Genomic DNA, 18504 nt, shown 5'->3' with positions numbered 1-18504 from the left:
AAGGGTTATCCCGTCAGGCTGACGCGTTCAACCGGGTGCGTAACCAGCAGAAACCTATTACCGCCGACAGCAAGGAACCGATCAGGATCCCCAGTTTCGCCCAGTTAATCAGCTCAGGATCGACGTTCCCAAACGCCAGGCTGGCGATGAAAATTGACATCGTAAAGCCAATGCCGCACAGAATGCCGACCGCCATAATTTGCTGGAAGTTCGTTCCCTCCGGCAATTGCGCCACCTTAAGGCGTAACGCCAGCCAGCAAAACAGGCTGATACCCAGCGGTTTGCCGATCAACAGGCCGGCAATGATCCCCAGCGGTAACACCGAGGTCAGTCCATCAACAGTAACGCCCTGCAATGAAACGCCCGCGTTAGCGAAGGCAAACAGCGGCAGGATCAGGTATGCCACCCACGGGTGCAGAACATGCTCCAGTCGCTTCGCCGGTGAACGCCCGTGTTTTTCCTTCAACGGAATGAAGAAGCCGACGATCACGCCCGCCAGCGTCGCATGCACGCCTGACTTCAGTACGGCCGTCCACAACACTACGCCAACCAGAATATAAATACCGGTGCGTCTTACACCGCACAGATTCAATGCCGCCAGAACGAGGATCGCGCACGCGGCTACGCCCAGCGACAACAGCGAGAGATCGCTGGTATAGAACAGCGCGATGATGACGATAGCGCCGAGGTCATCGATAATCGCCAGCGCCATCAGGAAAATTTTCAACGCCAGTGGAACACGACTGCCCAACAGCGCCAGCACGCCTAATGCAAAAGCGATATCCGTTGCCGCCGGGATAGCCCACCCCTCACGGGTGACAGGGTCGGCATAGTTGAATGCCAGATACAGCAGCGCCGGGACAATCATGCCCCCGATTGCGGCAATGATCGGAAACGCCGCCTGACGCAGGCTGGCCAGTGAACCTTGCATCAACTCGCGCTTCACTTCCAGACCAATCAACAGGAAAAACACCGCCATCAACGCGTCGTTGATCCACAGCAGCATATTTTTGTTGATCTCAAGCGCGCCAACCCTTAGTTGAACGGGCGTTTCCAGAAAGGCGTGGTACCATCCACTGGTCACCCCGATATTTGCCATCAGCATAGCGACCACGGCAGCGATGATCAGAATGATGCCCCCCGAGGCGTCACTACTAAAAAAACGATGCAGATGTTTCACTTTTATTCTCTCTATTGGGTGAATACTTCGTAAATACTATCTTACACCCTCAAAAAGCTCGTTAAAATTAGATTATCCATGATGAATAGATCGGTTTTTACGATGATATCTTCATTGCTCAGGCAACGTGCCTGGCAGGACAATGCGCGAGCTCATGCTTCAAATCTCACCTGGCCTTGGCCATGAGTTTGTGAAGCTCTGCGTCGTTTCAACAGAACATCAACCTATTCTTGTATCGACTATTTATTAAAAATATTTCATATCGGTCATTTGCCATAGACATTTGCCATAGAGAGTATAGGCAAGTTGGCACAATCAATAACGACAACTAAAAGCACAGCAATTGCTTTTTATAACAACTTCCACTAAAAACAGAATATTAGCTACGCTCAACTCCCGCCATAAACCGTGATTAAACGCTCTATATTAAAATAATTCATAGTGCAGACAATTCTCATCTATTGAAGAATACAAAATCTCCGCCTACGATGCAGAACCCACAGGAAACCAATGGTAAATAGAATCATGACCATATATACAATCAACAATCAATGTACTTATGATGATAAAACTCATGAAATCAAAAATCTGAAAAGCTCAGATAGATTAATAATGACAAGTATGAGGGTAAGATGTCTAAGATATATGATCCAAAATTCACACGAGGAAGTTATTCACAAGAAACAGCTTGCGCAGGCTCTATGGGGAGAACGCTGCCAGTTTGTGAACGACGCAAACCTGACTCAGCTATTATATTTATTGCGTAGAGATCTCAGAGAATGTGGTCTGCATGATTTTTTCTCTACCATCCCGAGGCTAGGTGTAAAAGTTAATGCTGACATCATTATCAATAAACCGGTGAAGAAATTATGGCTTCATCAGCGGTTGTGTAAAAACATACTATTTATTACTGTGTTAATTATTTTCTCCGTTCTGGCATTCATATTCATTCATTAATCACTGGGTCAATCATTAGAACCTATAACAGGCATCTCATAATGGACATAGGGATATGTCATGACATTTTATTTTTATCAAGAATAGATTGCAGTAATAGAATAAAATCTTTTGCTACTTGATAACGCTCACTTTTAACAGATATGCAGGCATAGACAGGCAATTTTTTAAATGAAAACTCACTGGGTGGTCGCATAATTTTCACTTTGTAATTTCTGACATCACGAAAATACAAAGCATAATTTAAAGGTACCAGCGCAATCATATCGCTTCGTTCCACAACATTAAAAACCCCAACTAATGAATCACTATGATAACCCGCATTCCTGCGTCCTTTGCAAAAAACTGTGTTCTCATACAAATCAACCACGTCCGCCGCTGCTGGGGTAAAGATATCCGTATGATACATTGCATGTTTACTGGCATAGAAATTATGCAGCGACAGTGCATCTAACTCATACAGTAAATTATGACTACCACATATGCACACATAGTCTTCAATACAATCAATAAGATGAACATCTACCAAATGATGTTCAATGGCTGTGAGACCAAAAGAAATATCGATACGTCCCTTTATCAGCATCGTACTTAACGCGTTTTTTTCATTTTTCCTGGCTGAGTAGTGGTTAATAATATAATTACTGAATAAATCGCAATCATTAAATACAGAAAAGTAGTAACTCTCAATAATATCACCCCCTAAAATAATGATCTCATTATCTTCTTTGGCGTGATGTTGGCTATTGAGGGTTGCATCGATAGCAGAAATAACTTGCCGAAACACCTGGTGCAAATCTTTTCCTGCCACAGTTGGCACCAGACCATCTCGGGTTCTGATAAAGAGATCTTCGTCATAGATGGTGTGCAGCCTGACAAGAGCATGAGAAACCGCCGCTGGCGTCACCTCCAATTTTTGAGCTGCCCGGGTTGCATTTCCCTCCGTGATAACAGCATCAAATACTTTAATCAGGTTGAAATCAAGATTTTGGTAATGTTTCTTTCCAACAACCATTCACGTATCCCTGTATCAATATGAAAATTTTATCGCGGCAACAGATTACCTTCGGGGATAATTTATTACAATAAAATTACCAGATAACAAGTTATAAATAAACAATACTATTGTAATTACCTACTTTATAAGTATCAGACTCGCCATCAAGATTCATAGCGTAAATGCATGTACAAAAAACGCACATCAACCGTAATAAAAAAGATAAAAACATTATCACAATTGTTGTTTATCTAAATTAACAATAAATGATTCCTCTACACTCAGGACTTAATCTAGCCTACAGTCTGATATTAACCAACGAGTGGATTTACAGGCGGTATATTAAATACTGATAACCTGTATTTTCTTATTATGTTAGTGAGGCGCAATAAATTAATGAAACAGTATAAAATCAACGATACGATTATTTATAATGAGTCATTACGAGAAATTACATCATTACAAGATAAAACGATAATAAAAATGACGCATATGCGGGCACAATGCTTAAGCTTTTTGCTTCGCAATGCAAAGCGAGATCTGATTACGCGCGAGATGGTAACAGAAGCCGTCTGGGGGCAAAAAGGGAAATTTATCAGTGACGCCAGCCTGACCCAACTGCTTTATCTGTTACGTCATGATTTAAAACAAATTGGTTTGGACGAATTGTTCACGACGTTGCCACGCCAAGGATTAAAAATTAATGATGATATTAATATCACTTTCAATGATACCCCAACCAGCTATACCTCCCCAGCAATAAAAAATAAAACATTACAGGCAATATTTCTAATCACTTTATTGCTCACAATTTCATTCGCACTTGTCAGATATATGTAGGCCAATTGGGGAAAACGCATCATGAATAAGACTCTGGAGAACATTTTGATACTGGAAGGGGGTTATGTTGATAACCCGAAAGACAAAGGTGGTGCAACCAACTGGGGAATTACTGAGGCAACCGCCCGTAAACATGGGTTCTTGAATGATATGCGAGATTTAACTCGCAGCGAAGCCTACGCTATCCTCGAAGAGGATTACTGGATTAAACCAGGGTTTAAAGATGTTGCAAACCTATCCGAATCTATTGCATTTGAGCTATGTGATGCGGCAGTCAACATTGGACAACATCATCCTGTTTTATGGTTACAGCGCTGGTTAAATGTTCTCAACCGAGAAGAGAGAAGCTATCAGGATATTGTCGTGGACGGAAAAATCGGCCCATACACCATGGCAACGCTGCAATATTACCTGACCGTACGTGGCAAAGAAGGTGAGGAGGTATTGGTGAAAGCGCTAAATTGTAGCCAGGGGGCCTGGTATCTGAGTCTCGCCGAGAAAAACCAACAAAATGAAGAATTTATTTATGGCTGGATGAAAAATCGAGTCTCATAACATACTCAATTATGTTATCCCCCGGCTCATGGAGGAGCCTGCTTAAAGAATAAAAGAATATTTAAGCTTTCGCATTATCAAGCATACGTTTTATCTTATCTCCAAGAACCTTCAGAATGGGTCCAGCAAAGACACCACCAAGGCCAGCGGCCAATAACACCATATTAAAGCTGAGCTCTTTTTCAATCGCCAGAGCACTCAACAGGAAGCTGGTAAAACACGAAATAACCATCTGTGTTAAGCAATACCTGATTTTATCGAAAATACTTCGTTTTTCTCTATTTTCTTTTCTCAGCAGAAAGCTGACTACACCTCCCCAGGCGCCAATTGCAATTACCGTCAATAACACTTCCAGTTCCAGCAGCACAACTTCAGACGTAGCTAAATGATTTGAAATAGCCATGATTAACGCTCCAGTTTATAGGTGAAATAGTGTTTACAGCTGGAGTTTATGCGCATTAACAAGATGAGAAAAATCACAGTGCATCATCTGTCAGCACAGCGTATCAAAGAAGAGAAATGATATTTCTCATGCACGGCATTAAGGCATGAAAATCGATAGCGAATTAGGCATTACGTTGAGGATAAAAAAACCTGGGCTATTTGCCCAGGTTCAGAGGAGTTCAACACTGAAGCTTAGCGCGTCAGATCGTCGAAGAACTTCTTCACACCATCGAAGAAGCTTTTAGAGCGCGGACTGTTTTGCTCGCCGGTCGGGCCGCCAAAGCTGTCCTGCAGATCTTTGAGCAGTTGCTTCTGCTTGTCGTTCAGGCCCACTGGGGTTTCAACCACCACGCGGCACAGCAGATCGCCCTGAGCGCCACCGCGTACAGACTTGACGCCCTTTCCACGCATGCGGAAAAGTTTGCCAGTTTGCGTTTCGCCCGGAATTTTTAACTTCACGCGACCGTCCAACGTCGGGACTTCAATTTCGCCGCCCAGCGCTGCCATCGCAAAGTTAATCGGTACTTCGCAGTACAGGTTATTGCCTTCACGTTCGAAAATTGGGTGCTGTTTCACCTGCACCTGAACATACAAATCACCCGCTGGCGCACCATGTTCACCGGCTTCACCTTCACCCGCTAAACGAATACGGTCGCCGGTATCAACCCCTGCCGGGATCTTAACGGACAGCGTTTTGCTTTTCTCAACGCGACCATGACCGTGGCATTTGTTGCACGGATCTTTGATCAGCGTACCGCGACCCTGACAGTGTGGACAGGTCTGCTGTACGGCAAAAAAGCCCTGACGCATCTGTACCTGACCGGAACCGTGACAGGTTGGACAGGTCTGCGGCTGAGTCCCTGCCTTCGCACCGCTGCCGTGGCAGACATCACACTCTTCCAGCGTCGGAATACGGATCTCTTTGGTGACGCCACGCACGGCTTCTTCCAGAGTGAGATCCATGTTGTAACGTAAATCAGCACCACGTGAGGCGCGCTGACGACCACGACCGCCGCCAAAGATATCGCCAAACACGTCACCAAAGATATCGCTGAAGTCAGCCCCGCCGCCAAAACCGCCGCCGCCGCCCATGCCGCCTTGCTCAAACGCTGCATGGCCGTACTGATCGTAAGCCGCACGTTTTTGCGCATCGGTCAGGATCTCGTACGCTTCTTTGATCTCTTTAAACTTGGCTTCGGCCTCTTTATCACCCTGGTTGCGGTCCGGGTGATATTTCATGGCCAGGCGCTTGTAGGCCTTTTTGATTTCACGCTCTTCCGCTGATTTGGAAACGCCTAAAATCTCGTAATAGTCTTGCTTAGCCATCTCTTTTTATCTGCCCCTAACATGCGTGCACGGGCGGAGAGGAAACCTCTTCGCCCGTGCCAGTAATTACCCGTTCAAAGGGCGATTATTTTTTGTCTTTCACTTCTTCAAACTCGGCGTCGACAACGTCGTCATCTTTCGCGTTGTTTGCAGAAGCATCAGCGCCTGCTGCGCCAGCCTGCTGCTGTGCGTGCTGCTGCTGAGCGATTTCCATCAGTTTCTGGGAAACCTGTGCCAGCGCCTGCATTTTCGCTTCGATATCTGCTTTGTCTTCGCCTTTCAGAGAAGTTTCCAGCGCGGACAGTGCAGACTCAATGGCAGTTTTGTCATCAGCCGGCAGTTGGTCGCCTGCTTCTTCAACCTGCTTACGAGTGCTGTGCAGCAGATGGTCACCCTGGTTACGGGTCTGAACCAGCTCTTCAAACTTACGGTCAGATTCTGCGTTCGCTTCTGCTTCGCGAACCATTTTCTGAATTTCTTCTTCGTTCAGACCAGAAGAAGCCTTGATGGTGATCTTCTGCTCTTTACCGCTGTTTTTGTCTTTCGCGGAAACGTGCAGGATACCGTCGGCATCGATGTCAAAAGTCACTTCGATCTGCGGCATACCGCGCGGAGCCGGGCTGATACCATCCAGGTTAAATTGACCCAGATCTTTGTTATCAGCGGCACGTTTACGTTCACCCTGCAGCACGTGGATGGTTACCGCAGACTGGTTGTCTTCAGCGGTAGAGAACACCTGGCTGTGCTTGGTCGGGATAGTGGTGTTTTTCGCGATCAGTGGAGTCATTACGCCACCCATGGTTTCGATACCCAGAGACAGCGGGGTAACGTCCAGCAGCAGCACGTCTTTCACATCACCGGTCAATACACCACCCTGAACGGCAGCACCGATTGCCACTGCTTCGTCCGGGTTAACGTCTTTACGCGGCTCTTTACCGAAGAATTCAGCAACTTTCTTCTGTACCATCGGCATACGAGTCTGACCACCGACCAGGATAACGTCCTGAACGTCGGAAACAGACAGACCAGCGTCCTGCAGAGCGACTTTCAGCGGCTCGATAGAACGGTTAACCAGGTCTTCAACCAGGCTTTCCAGTTTCGCACGGGTCACTTTAATGTTCATGTGTTTCGGACCGGTCGCGTCTGCAGTGATGTACGGCAGGTTCACGTCGGTCTGCTGAGCGGAAGACAGTTCGATCTTCGCTTTCTCAGCGGCTTCTTTCAGACGCTGCATCGCCAGCGGGTCGTTACGCAGGTCGATACCCTGATCTTTCTTAAATTCGTCAACCAGGTAGTTGATCATACGGCTGTCGAAGTCTTCACCGCCCAGGTGGGTATCACCGTTGGTTGCCAGAACTTCGAAGGTTTTTTCGCCGTCAACTTCGTCGATTTCGATAATAGAGATATCGAAAGTACCACCACCGAGGTCATAAACCGCGATAGTACGGTTGCCGACTTCTTTATCCAGACCGTAAGCCAGCGCGGCTGCGGTCGGTTCGTTGATGATACGTTTTACTTCCAGACCTGCGATACGACCGGCGTCTTTGGTTGCCTGACGCTGAGCATCGTTAAAGTATGCAGGTACGGTGATAACCGCTTCAGTTACCGGTTCACCCAGGTAATCTTCAGCCGTTTTCTTCATTTTTTTCAGCACTTCAGCAGAAATCTGCGGCGGTGCCATTTTCTGACCTTTTACGTCAATCCATGCATCACCGTTGTCAGCACCGATGATTTTGTACGGCATGATGGCTTCATCACGCTGTACTTCTTCGTCCTGGAAGCGGCGGCCAATCAGGCGTTTAATCGCAAACAGGGTGTTTTGCGGGTTTGTCACTGCCTGACGTTTAGCCGGCTGACCAACCAGAGTTTCACCATCCTGGGTATAAGCAATGATAGAAGGCGTGGTGCGATCGCCCTCGGCGTTCTCCAGCACACGTGCAGTAGTGCCATCCATAATCGCTACACAAGAGTTGGTAGTACCCAGGTCGATACCAATAATTTTACCCATCTAAACGTCTCCACTAAAAATTCGGTCATCATGTGGTTGTGAATCTGTAATAAGGGCGAAACGTGCGGTTTCAACTACCCTGAATCGTTTTTTTTCAGACTCACCACTGCGGTTGTCTACAAGATGGGGTCGTAACCCACTTCATCAAGGGGGGAATGAAAATTTTTTTTAGCCTTGTGGCAATAAAATCACAGAAAAAAGGCTAAAAGATAAAAAATGAATAGTTGCCAACCAGAATTAATTCACACCAGCAATTAAATAAATAAAGCCATTCACATAAAAATTGTAATAAAAAGAAAAGATTACGAGCATGAATCATTTTTCCGACGGCGGTAAGATGGTCTGAAGTCACGCACTTTTGCAGCCGTCAAAGAGAAATCCCATGAAATCCTCGTTAACCCTTTCCGCCAGCCTGTTTATGGGCCTGCTGCTGAGCAGCGCCGCGCACGCTAACGATCATAAAGTTTTGGGTATGATTGCCATGCCCCGTAACGAAACCAACGATCTGACCCTAAAACTTCCCGTTTGTCGCGTGGTGAAACGCATTCAACTCACGGCCGATCATGGTGATTTACAGCTCAGTGGCGCATCTGTTTATTTCAAGGCTGCCCGCATGTCCAGCCAAAGTCTGAATGTGCCTTCCTCTATCAAAGAAGGGCAAACGACCAACTGGATCAACATTAATAGTGACAACGACAATAAGCGCTGCGTCAAAAAAATCACCTTCTCCGGCCATACGGTGAACTCCTCTGATATGGCAACGCTGAAAATCATCGGCGACGACTAATTCCGCACACTTTTATTCAGAAGCCATAGAAAACATGAATGTCACGTATTTGAATGACGACGACCTCGACTTTCTTCAGCATTGTAGTGAGGAGCAACTCGCCAATATTACCCGCCTGCTCACGCATAATGAAAAAGGGAAAGCCCGTCTGTCGAGCGTACTAAACCACAACGATTTATTTAAATCGATGGAAGGACACCCGGAACAACATCGTCGCAACTGGCAGCTGATTGCCGGCGAGCTTCAGCATTATGGCGGCGACAGCATTGCCAATAAACTCCGCGGCCATGGAAAACTGTATCGGGCTATTTTGCTGGATGTTTCGAAGCGTCTGAAGCTGAAAACCGACAAAGAGATGTCCACATTCGAAATTGAACAATATCTGCTGGAACACTTTTTACGTAATGCCTGGCAAAAAATGGATGCGGAACACAAGCGGACCTTTTTACAGGCCGTTGATGCAAAAGTCTCTGAACTGGAAGAACTTTTGCCACTATTAATGAAGGACCGTCATCTGGCGACAGGTGTATCTCACCTGCTCTCCAGCCAGCTTAGCAAGATCCTAAGAACACACGCCGCCGTCAGCGTCATCGGACACGGATTACTGCGTGGAGCCGGACTTGGCGGCCCGGTCGGCGCCGCATTAAACGGAGTTAAAGCGGTGAGCGGCAGCGCCTATCGCGTGACGATTCCGGCGGTACTTCAAATCGCCTGCCTGCGCAGAATGATCGCCCACGCGCAAGCGTGATGCCCATCACAGGGAAAATAATTCATTTTCCCTTCGTTAGATCATAGACAGTGCCCTCTCCCCTGATTATCATGCCGCGCCCCGAAGACTGCGATCGTTATTCGGGGAAACTATTTCACCATTCAATCAATGATGATTTTGAGGAATTATGGGCAACACTAAGTTGGCTAATCCGGCACCGCTGGGCCTGATGGGCTTTGGCATGACCACCATTCTGCTTAACCTGCACAACGCGGGTTTCTTCGCCTTTGACGTTATTATTCTGGCGATGGGCATTTTCTACGGCGGTATCGCGCAAATTTTTGCCGGTCTGCTGGAATATAAAAAAGGCAACACCTTCGGTTTAACCGCCTTTACCTCCTACGGTTCGTTCTGGCTGACGCTGGTTGCGATCCTGATCATGCCGAAAATGGGCCTGGCGGATGCAACCAATGGTCAGTTCCTGGGCGTGTATCTGGGTCTGTGGGGCGTCTTCACTCTGTTCATGTTCTTCGGCACGCTGAAAGCGGCTCGTGCGTTGCAGTTTGTCTTCCTGAGCCTGACGGTGCTGTTCGCGCTGCTGGCCGTTGGCAACATTGCTGGTAACGAAGCGATCATTCACGTTGCTGGCTGGGTTGGCTTAGTGTGTGGCGCAAGCGCCATTTACCTGGCGATGGGTGAAGTGCTGAACGAACAGTTTGGCCGTACCATCCTGCCGATTGGTGAAGCGCACTAATCTGACGTTATCCCCCCTGACGGGGGGATATTCCTTACAAGCGCTGTAACTCTGCCTGCACGTTCGAATCGCGATGATAAATATCCTGTCGCAGCCAAATTCCCAGACCTAACCCCACCAGCGATAGCGCCAGCACATACCAGGCCGGAGCCATTGGCGACACGCGCATTAACATCGTCACGGCGATTGGCGTCAGACCACCAAAAATGGCGTACGACACGTTGTAAGAGAAGGATATTCCGGTAAAGCGGACTTCCGCCGGAAACGCTCGAACCATGACATAAGGCACAGCCCCCACCACGCCAACGCACAACCCCACCAGCCCATACAACAGGAACAAGTGCTGAGGATGGCTGCCGGTCAGGTGATAGAAAAACCAGCTTGAACAGGCCAACAGCAGGCTGCCGACAATAAAGGTTTTGCTGGCGCCGACCCGGTCGACAATAAACCCGGCCAGCAGACAACCCACGCACAGCATAATAGTCGCGACACTGTTGGCTTGTAACGTCAACGCTGGCGCAAAGCCATACTGTTTCTGCAACCAGACTGGCGACATCAGGATCACCACCACAATCCCGGCCGACAACAACCAGGTCAGCAGCATGGAAATGACCACCGCTTTTTTATGTTTGCTCACCACCGACTTCACCGGTAGCTCTTGCGCCAGCGCTTTACGTTGCTGCATTTCGAGGAATATAGGCGTCTCCTGCAGCCAGCGGCGCAGGTACATTGCCACCAGCCCAAACACGCCCCCCAGCAGGAATGGAATACGCCAGCCGTAGTCATGCACCGCCTGCTGCGTCAGGCTGGTGTTCACCAGCGTCGCAACTACCGACCCCAGCAGAATTCCCACCGTCAGCCCGGCGGTTAGCGTGCCACAGGCAATGCCGATGCGGCGCTCCGGTACGTGCTCCGCCACGAACACCCACGCGCCCGGCACTTCTCCGCCGATGGCAGCGCCTTGCAAAATGCGCATCAGCAGTAACAGCAGCGGCGCGAGGATCCCCATTGAGGCGTAAGTAGGCAATAGCCCAATCGCCAGCGTTGGTATCGCCATCAGCAAAATGCTAAGGGTAAACATTTTCTTGCGCCCGACCAGATCGCCAAAGTGCGCCATGATAATGCCACCCAGCGGACGCGCCAGATATCCGGCCGCAAAAATGCCGAAGGTTTGCACCTGGCGTAGCCATTCAGGGATGTCTGCCGGAAAGAAGAGTTCGCCAACAACAGCGGCAAAGAAGACGAAGATAATGAAATCATAAAACTCAAGCGCACCGCCGAGGGCAGCAAGCGTAAGGGTTTTATAATCCTGGCGATTCAGCGGTCGAGTGTGTTGTGACATAGCAAACCATGAGTCAGTGGAGTAATTGAATCTGTCTGTCGATATATGTAAAGCAAAAATTACTATATCGTAAACAATTCAATACTCCACTGTCATTGGCACTTATGTCACGATCGCGCTACTTTCAGGGGTTTGTATCGCGAATTGCGCTTTTAGGGCGAAAAGATGCTACAACAGCCGGTGCGGTTTCCACATACGGCCCATCCAACAACTGTATACAATACGGTACACTTGCAAAAATACCCGGTACGATAACTTTACCGTCGGCATCTTTCACACCTTCCAGCGTTTCTTTGATCGACTTCGGCTGTCCAGGCAGATTCAGGATCAGCGCCTGCTTGCGAATCACGCCAACCTGGCGGGAGAGAATAGCCGTTGGCACAAAATGCAGGCTTATCTGGCGCATCTGCTCGCCAAAGCCCGGCATCTGGCGGTCGGCTACGGCCAGCGTGGCATCAGGCGTCACGTCGCGACGGGCCGGACCCGTTCCGCCGGTAGTCAGTACCAGATGACAGCTCATTTCATCCACCAGCTCGCATAAGGTCTGTTCGATGATCGCCTGTTCATCCGGGATCAACCGCGTTTGCAGCTCAAAAGGGGTGGTAAGGGCAGACGCCAGCCACTCTTCAAGGGCTGGGATACCTTTATCCTGGTAAACGCCGCTGGAAGCACGGTCAGAAATGGAAACCAGGCCAATGCGTAAAGTATTCATGATTATTCCGTTTAAACAGTCTCGTTAAACAGAATGATACACTGCGAAGGGAAGGACAGACAGGTTTCAGAAGAGGTAGCGTGACCCATATCAGGGCCACGCGCTAATGATTACAGCAGATCGCCGATCATTTTTTCCAGTTTACCCTGGTCTACAGCAAACTTACGGATACCGTCCGCCAGTTTGTCTACAGCCATCGGATCCTGGTTGTGCTGCCACAGGAACTCAGCTTCAGTGATGCGTGCAGGGCGCGCTTTCACTTCGCCGGAGAAGGACAGTTTACGTTCGATAGCGCCTTCGCTTTCCGCCAGCTCTTTCAGCAGTGCCGGTGCAATCGTCAGACGATCGCAGCCTGCCAGCTCAATGATTTCGCCAATGTTACGGAAGCTCGCACCCATCACCACAGTTTCGTAACCGTGTTGTTTGTAGTACTCGTAGATTTCCGTTACGGAAACCACACCCGGATCTTCTGCCGGTGCATACTCTTTTTTGTCGGTGTTGGCTTTATACCAGTCAAGAATACGGCCAACGAACGGAGAAATCAGGTATACGCCAGCTTCTGCACATGCACGCGCCTGCGCGAAGGAGAACAGCAGAGTCAGGTTACAGTTGATGCCTTCTTTTTCCAACTGCTCAGCGGCACGGATGCCCTGCCAGGTTGAAGCCAGTTTGATCAGAATGCGATCGTTGCTGATGCCAGCATCGTTGTACATTTTGATCAGGCGTTTTGCTTTTGCGATAGACGCGTCGGTGTCGTAGGACAGACGAGCGTCAACTTCAGTGGAGATACGACCCGGGACCAGTTTCAGGATCTCCAGACCGATATTTACTGCCAGTTTGTCGGTCGCGTCGACGACCTGCTGCGCACGGTCGTTGCTCTGCTGCTTTGCCCAGGCTACAGCGTCATCAATCAGCTTGCGGTATTCCGGGATCTGCGCTGCGTTAAGAATGAGAGAAGGGTTAGTTGTGGCATCCTGAGGCTGATACAGCTTCATTGCCGCGATGTCTCCGGTGTCGGCCACTACTGTGGTGAACTGACGAAGGGAGGTCAATTTGTCCGTCATGATAGCGATTCTCTTTAAACAGCTTGTTAGGGGGATGTAACCGATCTTCCCTGATGATAGCACGACGCACTCTCAGCGCAACCGCCTGGATTCTCCGACCAGCCGCTCAGCCCTGATTACGCATCTCAAAGCCCGAGATGCGCAATTAAGGATATAACGATTGTTATGATAAACTCCCGCAATCAATCACCTTTCAAGGTATATACTGGTCGATTATTGGTAGCGCTTACACGGAAATCCTCGCGCTAACCGGCATCAACAAGAGGGATGTTAATGCCTGATTTTTTCTCATTTATTAATGAAATACTCTGGGGATCGGTGATGATCTACCTCCTGCTTGGCGCAGGATGTTGGTTCACCTGGCGTACAGGGTTCGTTCAGTTTCGCTACATTCGCCAGTTTGGCAAAAGTCTTAAAAATAGCATCAGTCCGCAGCCGGGCGGTTTAACTTCCTTTCAGGCTTTATGCACCAGTCTTGCCGCACGAATCGGTAGCGGCAATCTGGCAGGCGTGGCGTTGGCGATTGCCGCCGGCGGCGCGGGAGCCGTTTTCTGGATGTGGGTTTCGGCGGTTATTGGCATGGCAACGTCATTTGCCGAGTGCTCGCTTGCCCAACTGTACAAAGAACGCGACAGCAAGGGACAGTTTCGCGGCGGTCCTGCGTGGTATATGGCGCGTGGGCTGGGCATGCGCTGGATGGGCGTGCTTTTTGCCATCTTTTTACTCATTGCCTACGGGCTGATTTTTAACAGCGTTCAGGCAAATTCGGTCTCTCGTGCGCTAACCTTTGCGTTTGATATCCCTCCCCTCTTCTCCGGAATCACCCTGGCAATCGTGTCATTGCTGGCAATCGTCGGCGGCATTAAAGGCGTTGCCCGCCTGATGCAATGGTTCGTTCCGATGATGGCTCTGCTGTGGGTCGGTTGCAGTATCATCATCTGCCTTTGGCATTTCGGGCAGCTTCCCGGCATTATCATGACCATTGTAAAAAGCGCTTTCGGCTGGCAGGAGGCCGCGGCCGGTGCCGCCGGGTATACGCTAAGCCAGGCCATTGCCAGCGGCTTTCAACGCGGTATGTTTTCTAATGAGGCCGGAATGGGATCAACCCCGAATGCCGCCGCCTCGGCAGCGTCCTGGCCCCCGCATCCGGCGGCACAAGGCATTGTGCAAATGATCGGAGTATTAGTTGATACGCTGATTCTCTGTACCGCCAGCGCGATGATCGTTCTGTTGGCAGGCAATGGCACCAGCTATGTGCCAATGGAAGGCATCCAACTGCTTCAGAAAGCGATGGTAACGCTCACGGGGGAATGGGGAGCCGGATTTGTGGCTTTCATTGTGATTCTGTTTGCCTTTAGCTCTATCGTCGCCAACTACATCTACGCGGAAAATAACCTGGTTTTTCTGAAGATGGACAACATGCGCGTCATCTGGCTATTACGGATCGCCACCGTTAGCACGGTGGTCGGCGGAACGTTAATCAGTGTCCCGCTGGTCTGGCAATTGGCCGACATCATTATGGCCTGTATGGCCATCACTAACCTGACGGCGATTTTGCTGCTTTCTCCAGTTGTACATACCATCGCCAGCGACTATCTGCGCCAGCGTAAACTCGGGGTGCGCCCGCAATTCGATCCGCGCCGTTATCCTGATATCAGACAACAGCTTGCGCCCGAAAGCTGGGATGAAACGCCGCGCGAATAGCGCGGCAATCGCAACCATCGATCAATTCAGTCGTTTTTTTTGCTAAAGTCGCAGTAAATTTCCTGCAAGGACTGGATATGCTGATTCTGATTTCACCTGCAAAAACGCTCGACTACCAAAGTCCGCTGGCAACGACACGTCATACGTTGCCCGAACTGCTGGATCACTCCCAGCAGCTTATTCACGTGGCGCGCCAGCTCTCTGCCCCGCAGATTGGCAAGCTGATGGGGATTAGCGACAAGCTGGCGGATCTGAATGCCACGCGTTTCCACGACTGGCAGCCTGACTTCACACCGGAAAACGCGCGCCAGGCCCTTCTGGCGTTTAAAGGCGACGTGTATACCGGGCTGCAGGCTGAAACCTTCAGCGAGGCGGATTTCGACTTCGCTCAGCAGCATTTACGGATGTTGTCCGGGCTTTACGGCGTTTTGCGTCCGCTGGATTTGATGCAGCCTTACCGTCTGGAAATGGGCATTCGCCTGGCCAATGCGAAGGGTAAAGATCTCTACCAGTTCTGGGGAGATATCATCACCGATAAACTTAATGAAGCACTTGAAGCGCAAGGCGACAGCGTGGTGATTAACCTCGCCTCGGATGAGTATTTTAAATCCGTGAAGCCGAAAAAGCTCAACGCAGAGCTTATCAAACCGGTCTTCCTTGATGAGAAGAACGGCAAGTTCAAAGTCATCAGCTTCTATGCCAAAAAAGCGCGCGGCCTGATGAGTCGCTACATTATTGAGAATCGCTTAACGCAGCCAGAACAACTGGCCGCTTTTAACAGCGAAGGTTATTTCTTTGATGAAGAAGCGTCAGGGAATGGCGAACTGGTGTTTAAACGCCACGAGCAGTAGCGTACATGCCGGATAGCGGGGCCCGCTAAGCAAAGCGCCAGCGGGCACCACCGTTAACCGCGAGTCATCATCAGCTTACGCAGCGCAGCAAAATCAGCAGGCAGGTGATGAGAAAGCAGCGGCAGGTCCGCGCGCTCCGCCAGCTCTTTTGGCAGAGCCAGCTTCAGGTCAAGAATCTCTTCAACGCTTTCTTTAAACTTCGCCGGATGCGCAGTACCGAGGAACAGGCCGTACTCGCCAGGGTTCAACTGGTCGCGCAGCGCACGGTACGCCACCGCCGCATGCGGTTCTGAGGTGTACCCCATCTCATGCAGCTCACGCATCGTATCCTGCGTCGTAGCATCGTCAACGGCGGCATAACCCAGCTCATTCAGGCGCCAGATTTTACGGCGGAACAGTTCTTCCACGCGCGGCCAGTTGTTCGGCTGGCTGACATCCATCGCATTCGACAACGTCGCCTGAGTCGCTTTCGGCGCCCACTCACCTTGTGCAAGGAAACGCGGAACCGTATCGTTGACGTTGGTCGCCGCAATAAAACGTTTCACCGGCAAGCCCAGCGATTTCGCCAACAGCCCGGCGGTTAAATCGCCAAAGTTACCGCTGGGAACGGAGATTACCAGTTGATTACGCGCCTCTTGCGGCAGTTGGGCCACGGCCTCAAAGTAATAACAGATTTGCGCCAGCAGACGGCTGATGTTGATCGAGTTAGCCGAGTTCAGCCCCAGAGCCGTCTTCAGTTCTTCGTCATCAAACGCCTGTTTCACCAGCGCCTGGCAGGCATCAAAATCGCCATCAATTGCTACGGTTTCAATATTGCCGCCCAGCGTACAGAACAGTTTTTCCTGTAATGGGCTGATCTTGCCGTTGGGGTAGAGGATTACCACGCGCACATTTTTCAGGCCATAAAAGGCATGTGCGACCGCCGCCCCAGTGTCTCCGGAGGTCGCCGTCAGAATGGTGACCGGTTTGTCGCCGCTGATATGCGTCAGCATCTGCGCCATAAAGCGACCGCCAAAGTCTTTAAATGCAAGCGTTGGGCCGTGGAACAGTTCCAAACAGCCGACATCCGCAGCAACCTGGGCCACCGGCGCCGGGAAGGCAAACGCCGCGCGCACGCGCTCTTCCAGAATTTCCTGAGGGATCTCATCCCCGATAAATGCGGAAAGGATCTTCGCGCTGCGGCTAACGAAATCCAGGTCCAGCATCTCATCAACTTCAGTCAGATTGAATTCCGGCAAATCGTGCGGAAAAAACAATCCCTGATTCTTGCCAAGCCCTTGCGTGACGGCCTGCGCAAAGCTGACCTGTTCGTTGTGATCTTTCAGATTATACAGTTTCATTGATTATCCCAGTACCCGTGCGCCCGCCGTGTCCAACCGGCAAATATGAACAAAGCCTTCCTGATTTTGCAGATAATTTTTCCCCAGCCAATCTGCTACGCGCTGCGCTGTATCCGGCTTATCGCACAAGGCAAACAGCGTCGGCCCCGACCCGGAGATACCGCTGGCCAGCGCGCCGATTTCCGCTACCGCCTGACGCGCCTGGCTAAAGCCTGGCAGCAAGCGGGTACGGTACGGCTCAGCAATGACATCTTTCATCAGCTTCGCAGCAAGCCCAGGCTGACGGGAATAGCAGGCATGAATAAATCCAGCCAGATGTCGCCCGTGGGCGATACAGTCCTGACGGCGATACTGCGCAGGTAAAATCGCCCGTGCTTCTGCCGTTGACACTTTAATCCCCGGATACGCCAGTACCCACAGCCACTCATCAAAGCCTGGCACCTGCTGGCTGATAATGCCGTTTTCTTCGATCATTAACTGCATGCCGCCCAAAAAGCACGGAGCGACGTTATCGTAATGAATACTGCCGGAGATACGCCCTTCCAGCTCGCCCATTATCGCTAACAGGCGCGTATCGTTGAGCGGCTTACCGCAGTGTTCGTTCATAGCGACTAACGCCGCCACGACGGAACAGGCGCTGGAGCCTAACCCGGAGCCAATTGGCATATTTTTTTCCAGCGTCATTGCCACCGGAACGCTTTTACCTAGCTCCTGACAGAATCGCTCCCAGCACTGGTAGACAATATTTTCTCGCGGCTCAGGCGGCAGTTTGTTGGCAAAGCGCCCGAGGTTGTTAAGGCTGAAATGGTCGGCCGCTTCAACGGACACCACATCTCCCAACAGCGAACCGTCCACCGGGGTTACCGCCGCGCCGAGCACATCAAACCCGACGCTCATATTGGCACTGGAAGCCGGGGCATAAACTCTCACCATG

At 50.1% G+C, this 18504-nt stretch carries 18 protein-coding genes; 8 read left to right on the top strand and 10 right to left on the bottom strand.

Annotation, left to right across the window (positions count from 1 at the left end; translation table 11 throughout):
• Positions 1 to 13: 13 nt before the first annotated feature.
• On the bottom strand, positions 14 to 1180 hold the full coding sequence (gene nhaA / locus OGW16_RS07155; RefSeq protein WP_043018366.1) for a Na+/H+ antiporter NhaA: 1167 nt from the start codon (positions 1178 to 1180) through the stop codon (positions 14 to 16).
• A 510-nt stretch (positions 1181 to 1690) separates the two neighbouring features.
• Between nhaA and OGW16_RS07150 the strand changes: the two genes are divergently transcribed.
• Complete coding sequence (locus OGW16_RS07150) at positions 1691 to 2137, top strand: winged helix-turn-helix domain-containing protein (protein ID WP_309295032.1); 447 nt, start codon at positions 1691 to 1693, stop codon at positions 2135 to 2137.
• A gap of 58 nt (positions 2138 to 2195) precedes the next feature.
• On the opposite strand, the gene OGW16_RS07145 is transcribed toward OGW16_RS07150, so the two are convergent.
• Positions 2196 to 3152: a LysR family transcriptional regulator gene (locus tag OGW16_RS07145; RefSeq protein WP_080625744.1), complete on the bottom strand. Its 957-nt coding sequence runs from the start codon at positions 3150 to 3152 to the stop codon at positions 2196 to 2198.
• Between the two features lie 378 nt (positions 3153 to 3530).
• Here OGW16_RS07145 and OGW16_RS07140 point away from each other — a divergent pair, with 378 nt between their 5' ends.
• Both OGW16_RS07140 and OGW16_RS07135 read left to right on the top strand, forming a co-directional pair.
• Positions 3531 to 3974, top strand: coding sequence for a winged helix-turn-helix domain-containing protein (locus OGW16_RS07140; RefSeq protein ID WP_286518187.1), 444 nt, complete (start codon positions 3531 to 3533; stop codon positions 3972 to 3974).
• 21 nt (positions 3975 to 3995) lie between these two features.
• Positions 3996 to 4529 (top strand): glycoside hydrolase family 108 protein, encoded by a 534-nt coding sequence (locus OGW16_RS07135; RefSeq protein WP_043018364.1) that lies wholly within the window; start codon positions 3996 to 3998, stop codon positions 4527 to 4529.
• Positions 4530 to 4590: 61 nt separating this feature from the next.
• Here the strand turns inward: OGW16_RS07135 and OGW16_RS07130 are convergent, their stop codons facing one another.
• From OGW16_RS07130 to dnaK, 3 genes are all read right to left on the bottom strand, one after another.
• The gene (locus tag OGW16_RS07130; protein WP_043018363.1) at positions 4591 to 4932 is read right to left on the bottom strand and encodes a phage holin family protein; all 342 of its coding nucleotides are present in this window, start codon (positions 4930 to 4932) and stop codon (positions 4591 to 4593) included.
• A gap of 233 nt (positions 4933 to 5165) precedes the next feature.
• Positions 5166 to 6299: a molecular chaperone DnaJ gene (dnaJ, locus tag OGW16_RS07125; protein WP_008786151.1), complete on the bottom strand. Its 1134-nt coding sequence runs from the start codon at positions 6297 to 6299 to the stop codon at positions 5166 to 5168.
• Between the two features lie 85 nt (positions 6300 to 6384).
• Positions 6385 to 8307 carry a molecular chaperone DnaK gene (dnaK, locus tag OGW16_RS07120; protein ID WP_047406333.1) on the bottom strand — a complete coding sequence of 641 codons (1923 nt, stop codon included), beginning with the start codon at positions 8305 to 8307 and terminating at the stop codon, positions 6385 to 6387.
• A gap of 382 nt (positions 8308 to 8689) precedes the next feature.
• Between dnaK and OGW16_RS07115 the strand changes: the two genes are divergently transcribed.
• The 3 genes from OGW16_RS07115 (at position 8690) to satP (ending at position 10557) form a co-directional block, all read left to right on the top strand.
• Positions 8690 to 9094: a DUF2541 family protein gene (locus tag OGW16_RS07115; protein WP_043018362.1), complete on the top strand. Its 405-nt coding sequence runs from the start codon at positions 8690 to 8692 to the stop codon at positions 9092 to 9094.
• 34 nt (positions 9095 to 9128) lie between these two features.
• Positions 9129 to 9842, top strand: coding sequence for an acidic protein MsyB (msyB, locus tag OGW16_RS07110; protein ID WP_043018361.1), 714 nt, complete (start codon positions 9129 to 9131; stop codon positions 9840 to 9842).
• 148 nt (positions 9843 to 9990) lie between these two features.
• A complete protein-coding gene (gene satP, locus OGW16_RS07105) occupies positions 9991 to 10557 on the top strand; it encodes an acetate uptake transporter (RefSeq protein WP_006686623.1) in 567 nt (188 codons plus the stop codon).
• A gap of 34 nt (positions 10558 to 10591) precedes the next feature.
• Here satP and OGW16_RS07100 read toward each other — a convergent pair whose 3' ends face one another.
• From OGW16_RS07100 to tal, 3 genes are all read right to left on the bottom strand, one after another.
• Complete coding sequence (locus tag OGW16_RS07100) at positions 10592 to 11899, bottom strand: MFS transporter (protein WP_286518184.1); 1308 nt, start codon at positions 11897 to 11899, stop codon at positions 10592 to 10594.
• Between the two features lie 124 nt (positions 11900 to 12023).
• The gene (mog, locus tag OGW16_RS07095; RefSeq protein ID WP_043018359.1) at positions 12024 to 12611 is read right to left on the bottom strand and encodes a molybdopterin adenylyltransferase; all 588 of its coding nucleotides are present in this window, start codon (positions 12609 to 12611) and stop codon (positions 12024 to 12026) included.
• 110 nt (positions 12612 to 12721) lie between these two features.
• Positions 12722 to 13675 carry a transaldolase gene (gene tal / locus OGW16_RS07090; protein ID WP_016151631.1) on the bottom strand — a complete coding sequence of 318 codons (954 nt, stop codon included), beginning with the start codon at positions 13673 to 13675 and terminating at the stop codon, positions 12722 to 12724.
• Between the two features lie 273 nt (positions 13676 to 13948).
• Here tal and OGW16_RS07085 point away from each other — a divergent pair, with 273 nt between their 5' ends.
• Positions 13949 to 15379 carry an alanine/glycine:cation symporter family protein gene (locus OGW16_RS07085; protein ID WP_047406338.1) on the top strand — a complete coding sequence of 477 codons (1431 nt, stop codon included), beginning with the start codon at positions 13949 to 13951 and terminating at the stop codon, positions 15377 to 15379.
• A gap of 77 nt (positions 15380 to 15456) precedes the next feature.
• On the top strand, positions 15457 to 16230 hold the full coding sequence (gene yaaA / locus OGW16_RS07080) for a peroxide stress protein YaaA (RefSeq protein ID WP_286518179.1): 774 nt from the start codon (positions 15457 to 15459) through the stop codon (positions 16228 to 16230).
• A gap of 53 nt (positions 16231 to 16283) precedes the next feature.
• On the opposite strand, the gene thrC is transcribed toward yaaA, so the two are convergent.
• Complete coding sequence (gene thrC / locus OGW16_RS07075; RefSeq protein ID WP_047406341.1) at positions 16284 to 17570, bottom strand: threonine synthase; 1287 nt, start codon at positions 17568 to 17570, stop codon at positions 16284 to 16286.
• A 3-nt stretch (positions 17571 to 17573) separates the two neighbouring features.
• Positions 17574 to 18503: a homoserine kinase gene (gene thrB / locus OGW16_RS07070; RefSeq protein ID WP_016155645.1), complete on the bottom strand. Its 930-nt coding sequence runs from the start codon at positions 18501 to 18503 to the stop codon at positions 17574 to 17576.
• Between the last annotated feature and the right edge of the window lies 1 nt (position 18504).

The sequence above is a fragment of the Citrobacter sp. Ce104 genome (assembly GCF_030334595.1).
Taxonomy (GTDB): Bacteria; Pseudomonadota; Gammaproteobacteria; order Enterobacterales; family Enterobacteriaceae; genus Citrobacter; species Citrobacter europaeus.
The sequence above is the reverse complement of the archived record's forward strand: the minus strand, read 5'-3'. Positions and strand labels throughout refer to the sequence as shown.

Bases quoted from the DNA above. Each gene is read 5' to 3' on its own strand.
- satP (WP_006686623.1), top strand. From the start codon at position 9,991: ATGGGCAACACTAAGTTGGCTAATCCGGCACCGCTGGGCCTGATGGGC.
- tal (WP_016151631.1), bottom strand. From the start codon at position 13,675: ATGACGGACAAATTGACCTCCCTTCGTCAGTTCACCACAGTAGTGGCC.
- OGW16_RS07100 (WP_286518184.1), bottom strand. From the start codon at position 11,899: ATGTCACAACACACTCGACCGCTGAATCGCCAGGATTATAAAACCCTT.
- msyB (WP_043018361.1), top strand. From the start codon at position 9,129: ATGAATGTCACGTATTTGAATGACGACGACCTCGACTTTCTTCAGCAT.
- thrB (WP_016155645.1), bottom strand. From the start codon at position 18,503: ATGGTGAGAGTTTATGCCCCGGCTTCCAGTGCCAATATGAGCGTCGGG.
- OGW16_RS07140 (WP_286518187.1), top strand. From the start codon at position 3,531: ATGAAACAGTATAAAATCAACGATACGATTATTTATAATGAGTCATTA.
- yaaA (WP_286518179.1), top strand. From the start codon at position 15,457: ATGCTGATTCTGATTTCACCTGCAAAAACGCTCGACTACCAAAGTCCG.
- thrC (WP_047406341.1), bottom strand. From the start codon at position 17,570: ATGAAACTGTATAATCTGAAAGATCACAACGAACAGGTCAGCTTTGCG.
- dnaJ (WP_008786151.1), bottom strand. From the start codon at position 6,299: ATGGCTAAGCAAGACTATTACGAGATTTTAGGCGTTTCCAAATCAGCG.
- dnaK (WP_047406333.1), bottom strand. From the start codon at position 8,307: ATGGGTAAAATTATTGGTATCGACCTGGGTACTACCAACTCTTGTGTA.
- OGW16_RS07145 (WP_080625744.1), bottom strand. From the start codon at position 3,152: ATGGTTGTTGGAAAGAAACATTACCAAAATCTTGATTTCAACCTGATT.
- OGW16_RS07115 (WP_043018362.1), top strand. From the start codon at position 8,690: ATGAAATCCTCGTTAACCCTTTCCGCCAGCCTGTTTATGGGCCTGCTG.
- OGW16_RS07130 (WP_043018363.1), bottom strand. From the start codon at position 4,932: ATGGCTATTTCAAATCATTTAGCTACGTCTGAAGTTGTGCTGCTGGAA.
- OGW16_RS07135 (WP_043018364.1), top strand. From the start codon at position 3,996: ATGAATAAGACTCTGGAGAACATTTTGATACTGGAAGGGGGTTATGTT.
- OGW16_RS07085 (WP_047406338.1), top strand. From the start codon at position 13,949: ATGCCTGATTTTTTCTCATTTATTAATGAAATACTCTGGGGATCGGTG.
- mog (WP_043018359.1), bottom strand. From the start codon at position 12,611: ATGAATACTTTACGCATTGGCCTGGTTTCCATTTCTGACCGTGCTTCC.
- OGW16_RS07150 (WP_309295032.1), top strand. From the start codon at position 1,691: ATGGTAAATAGAATCATGACCATATATACAATCAACAATCAATGTACT.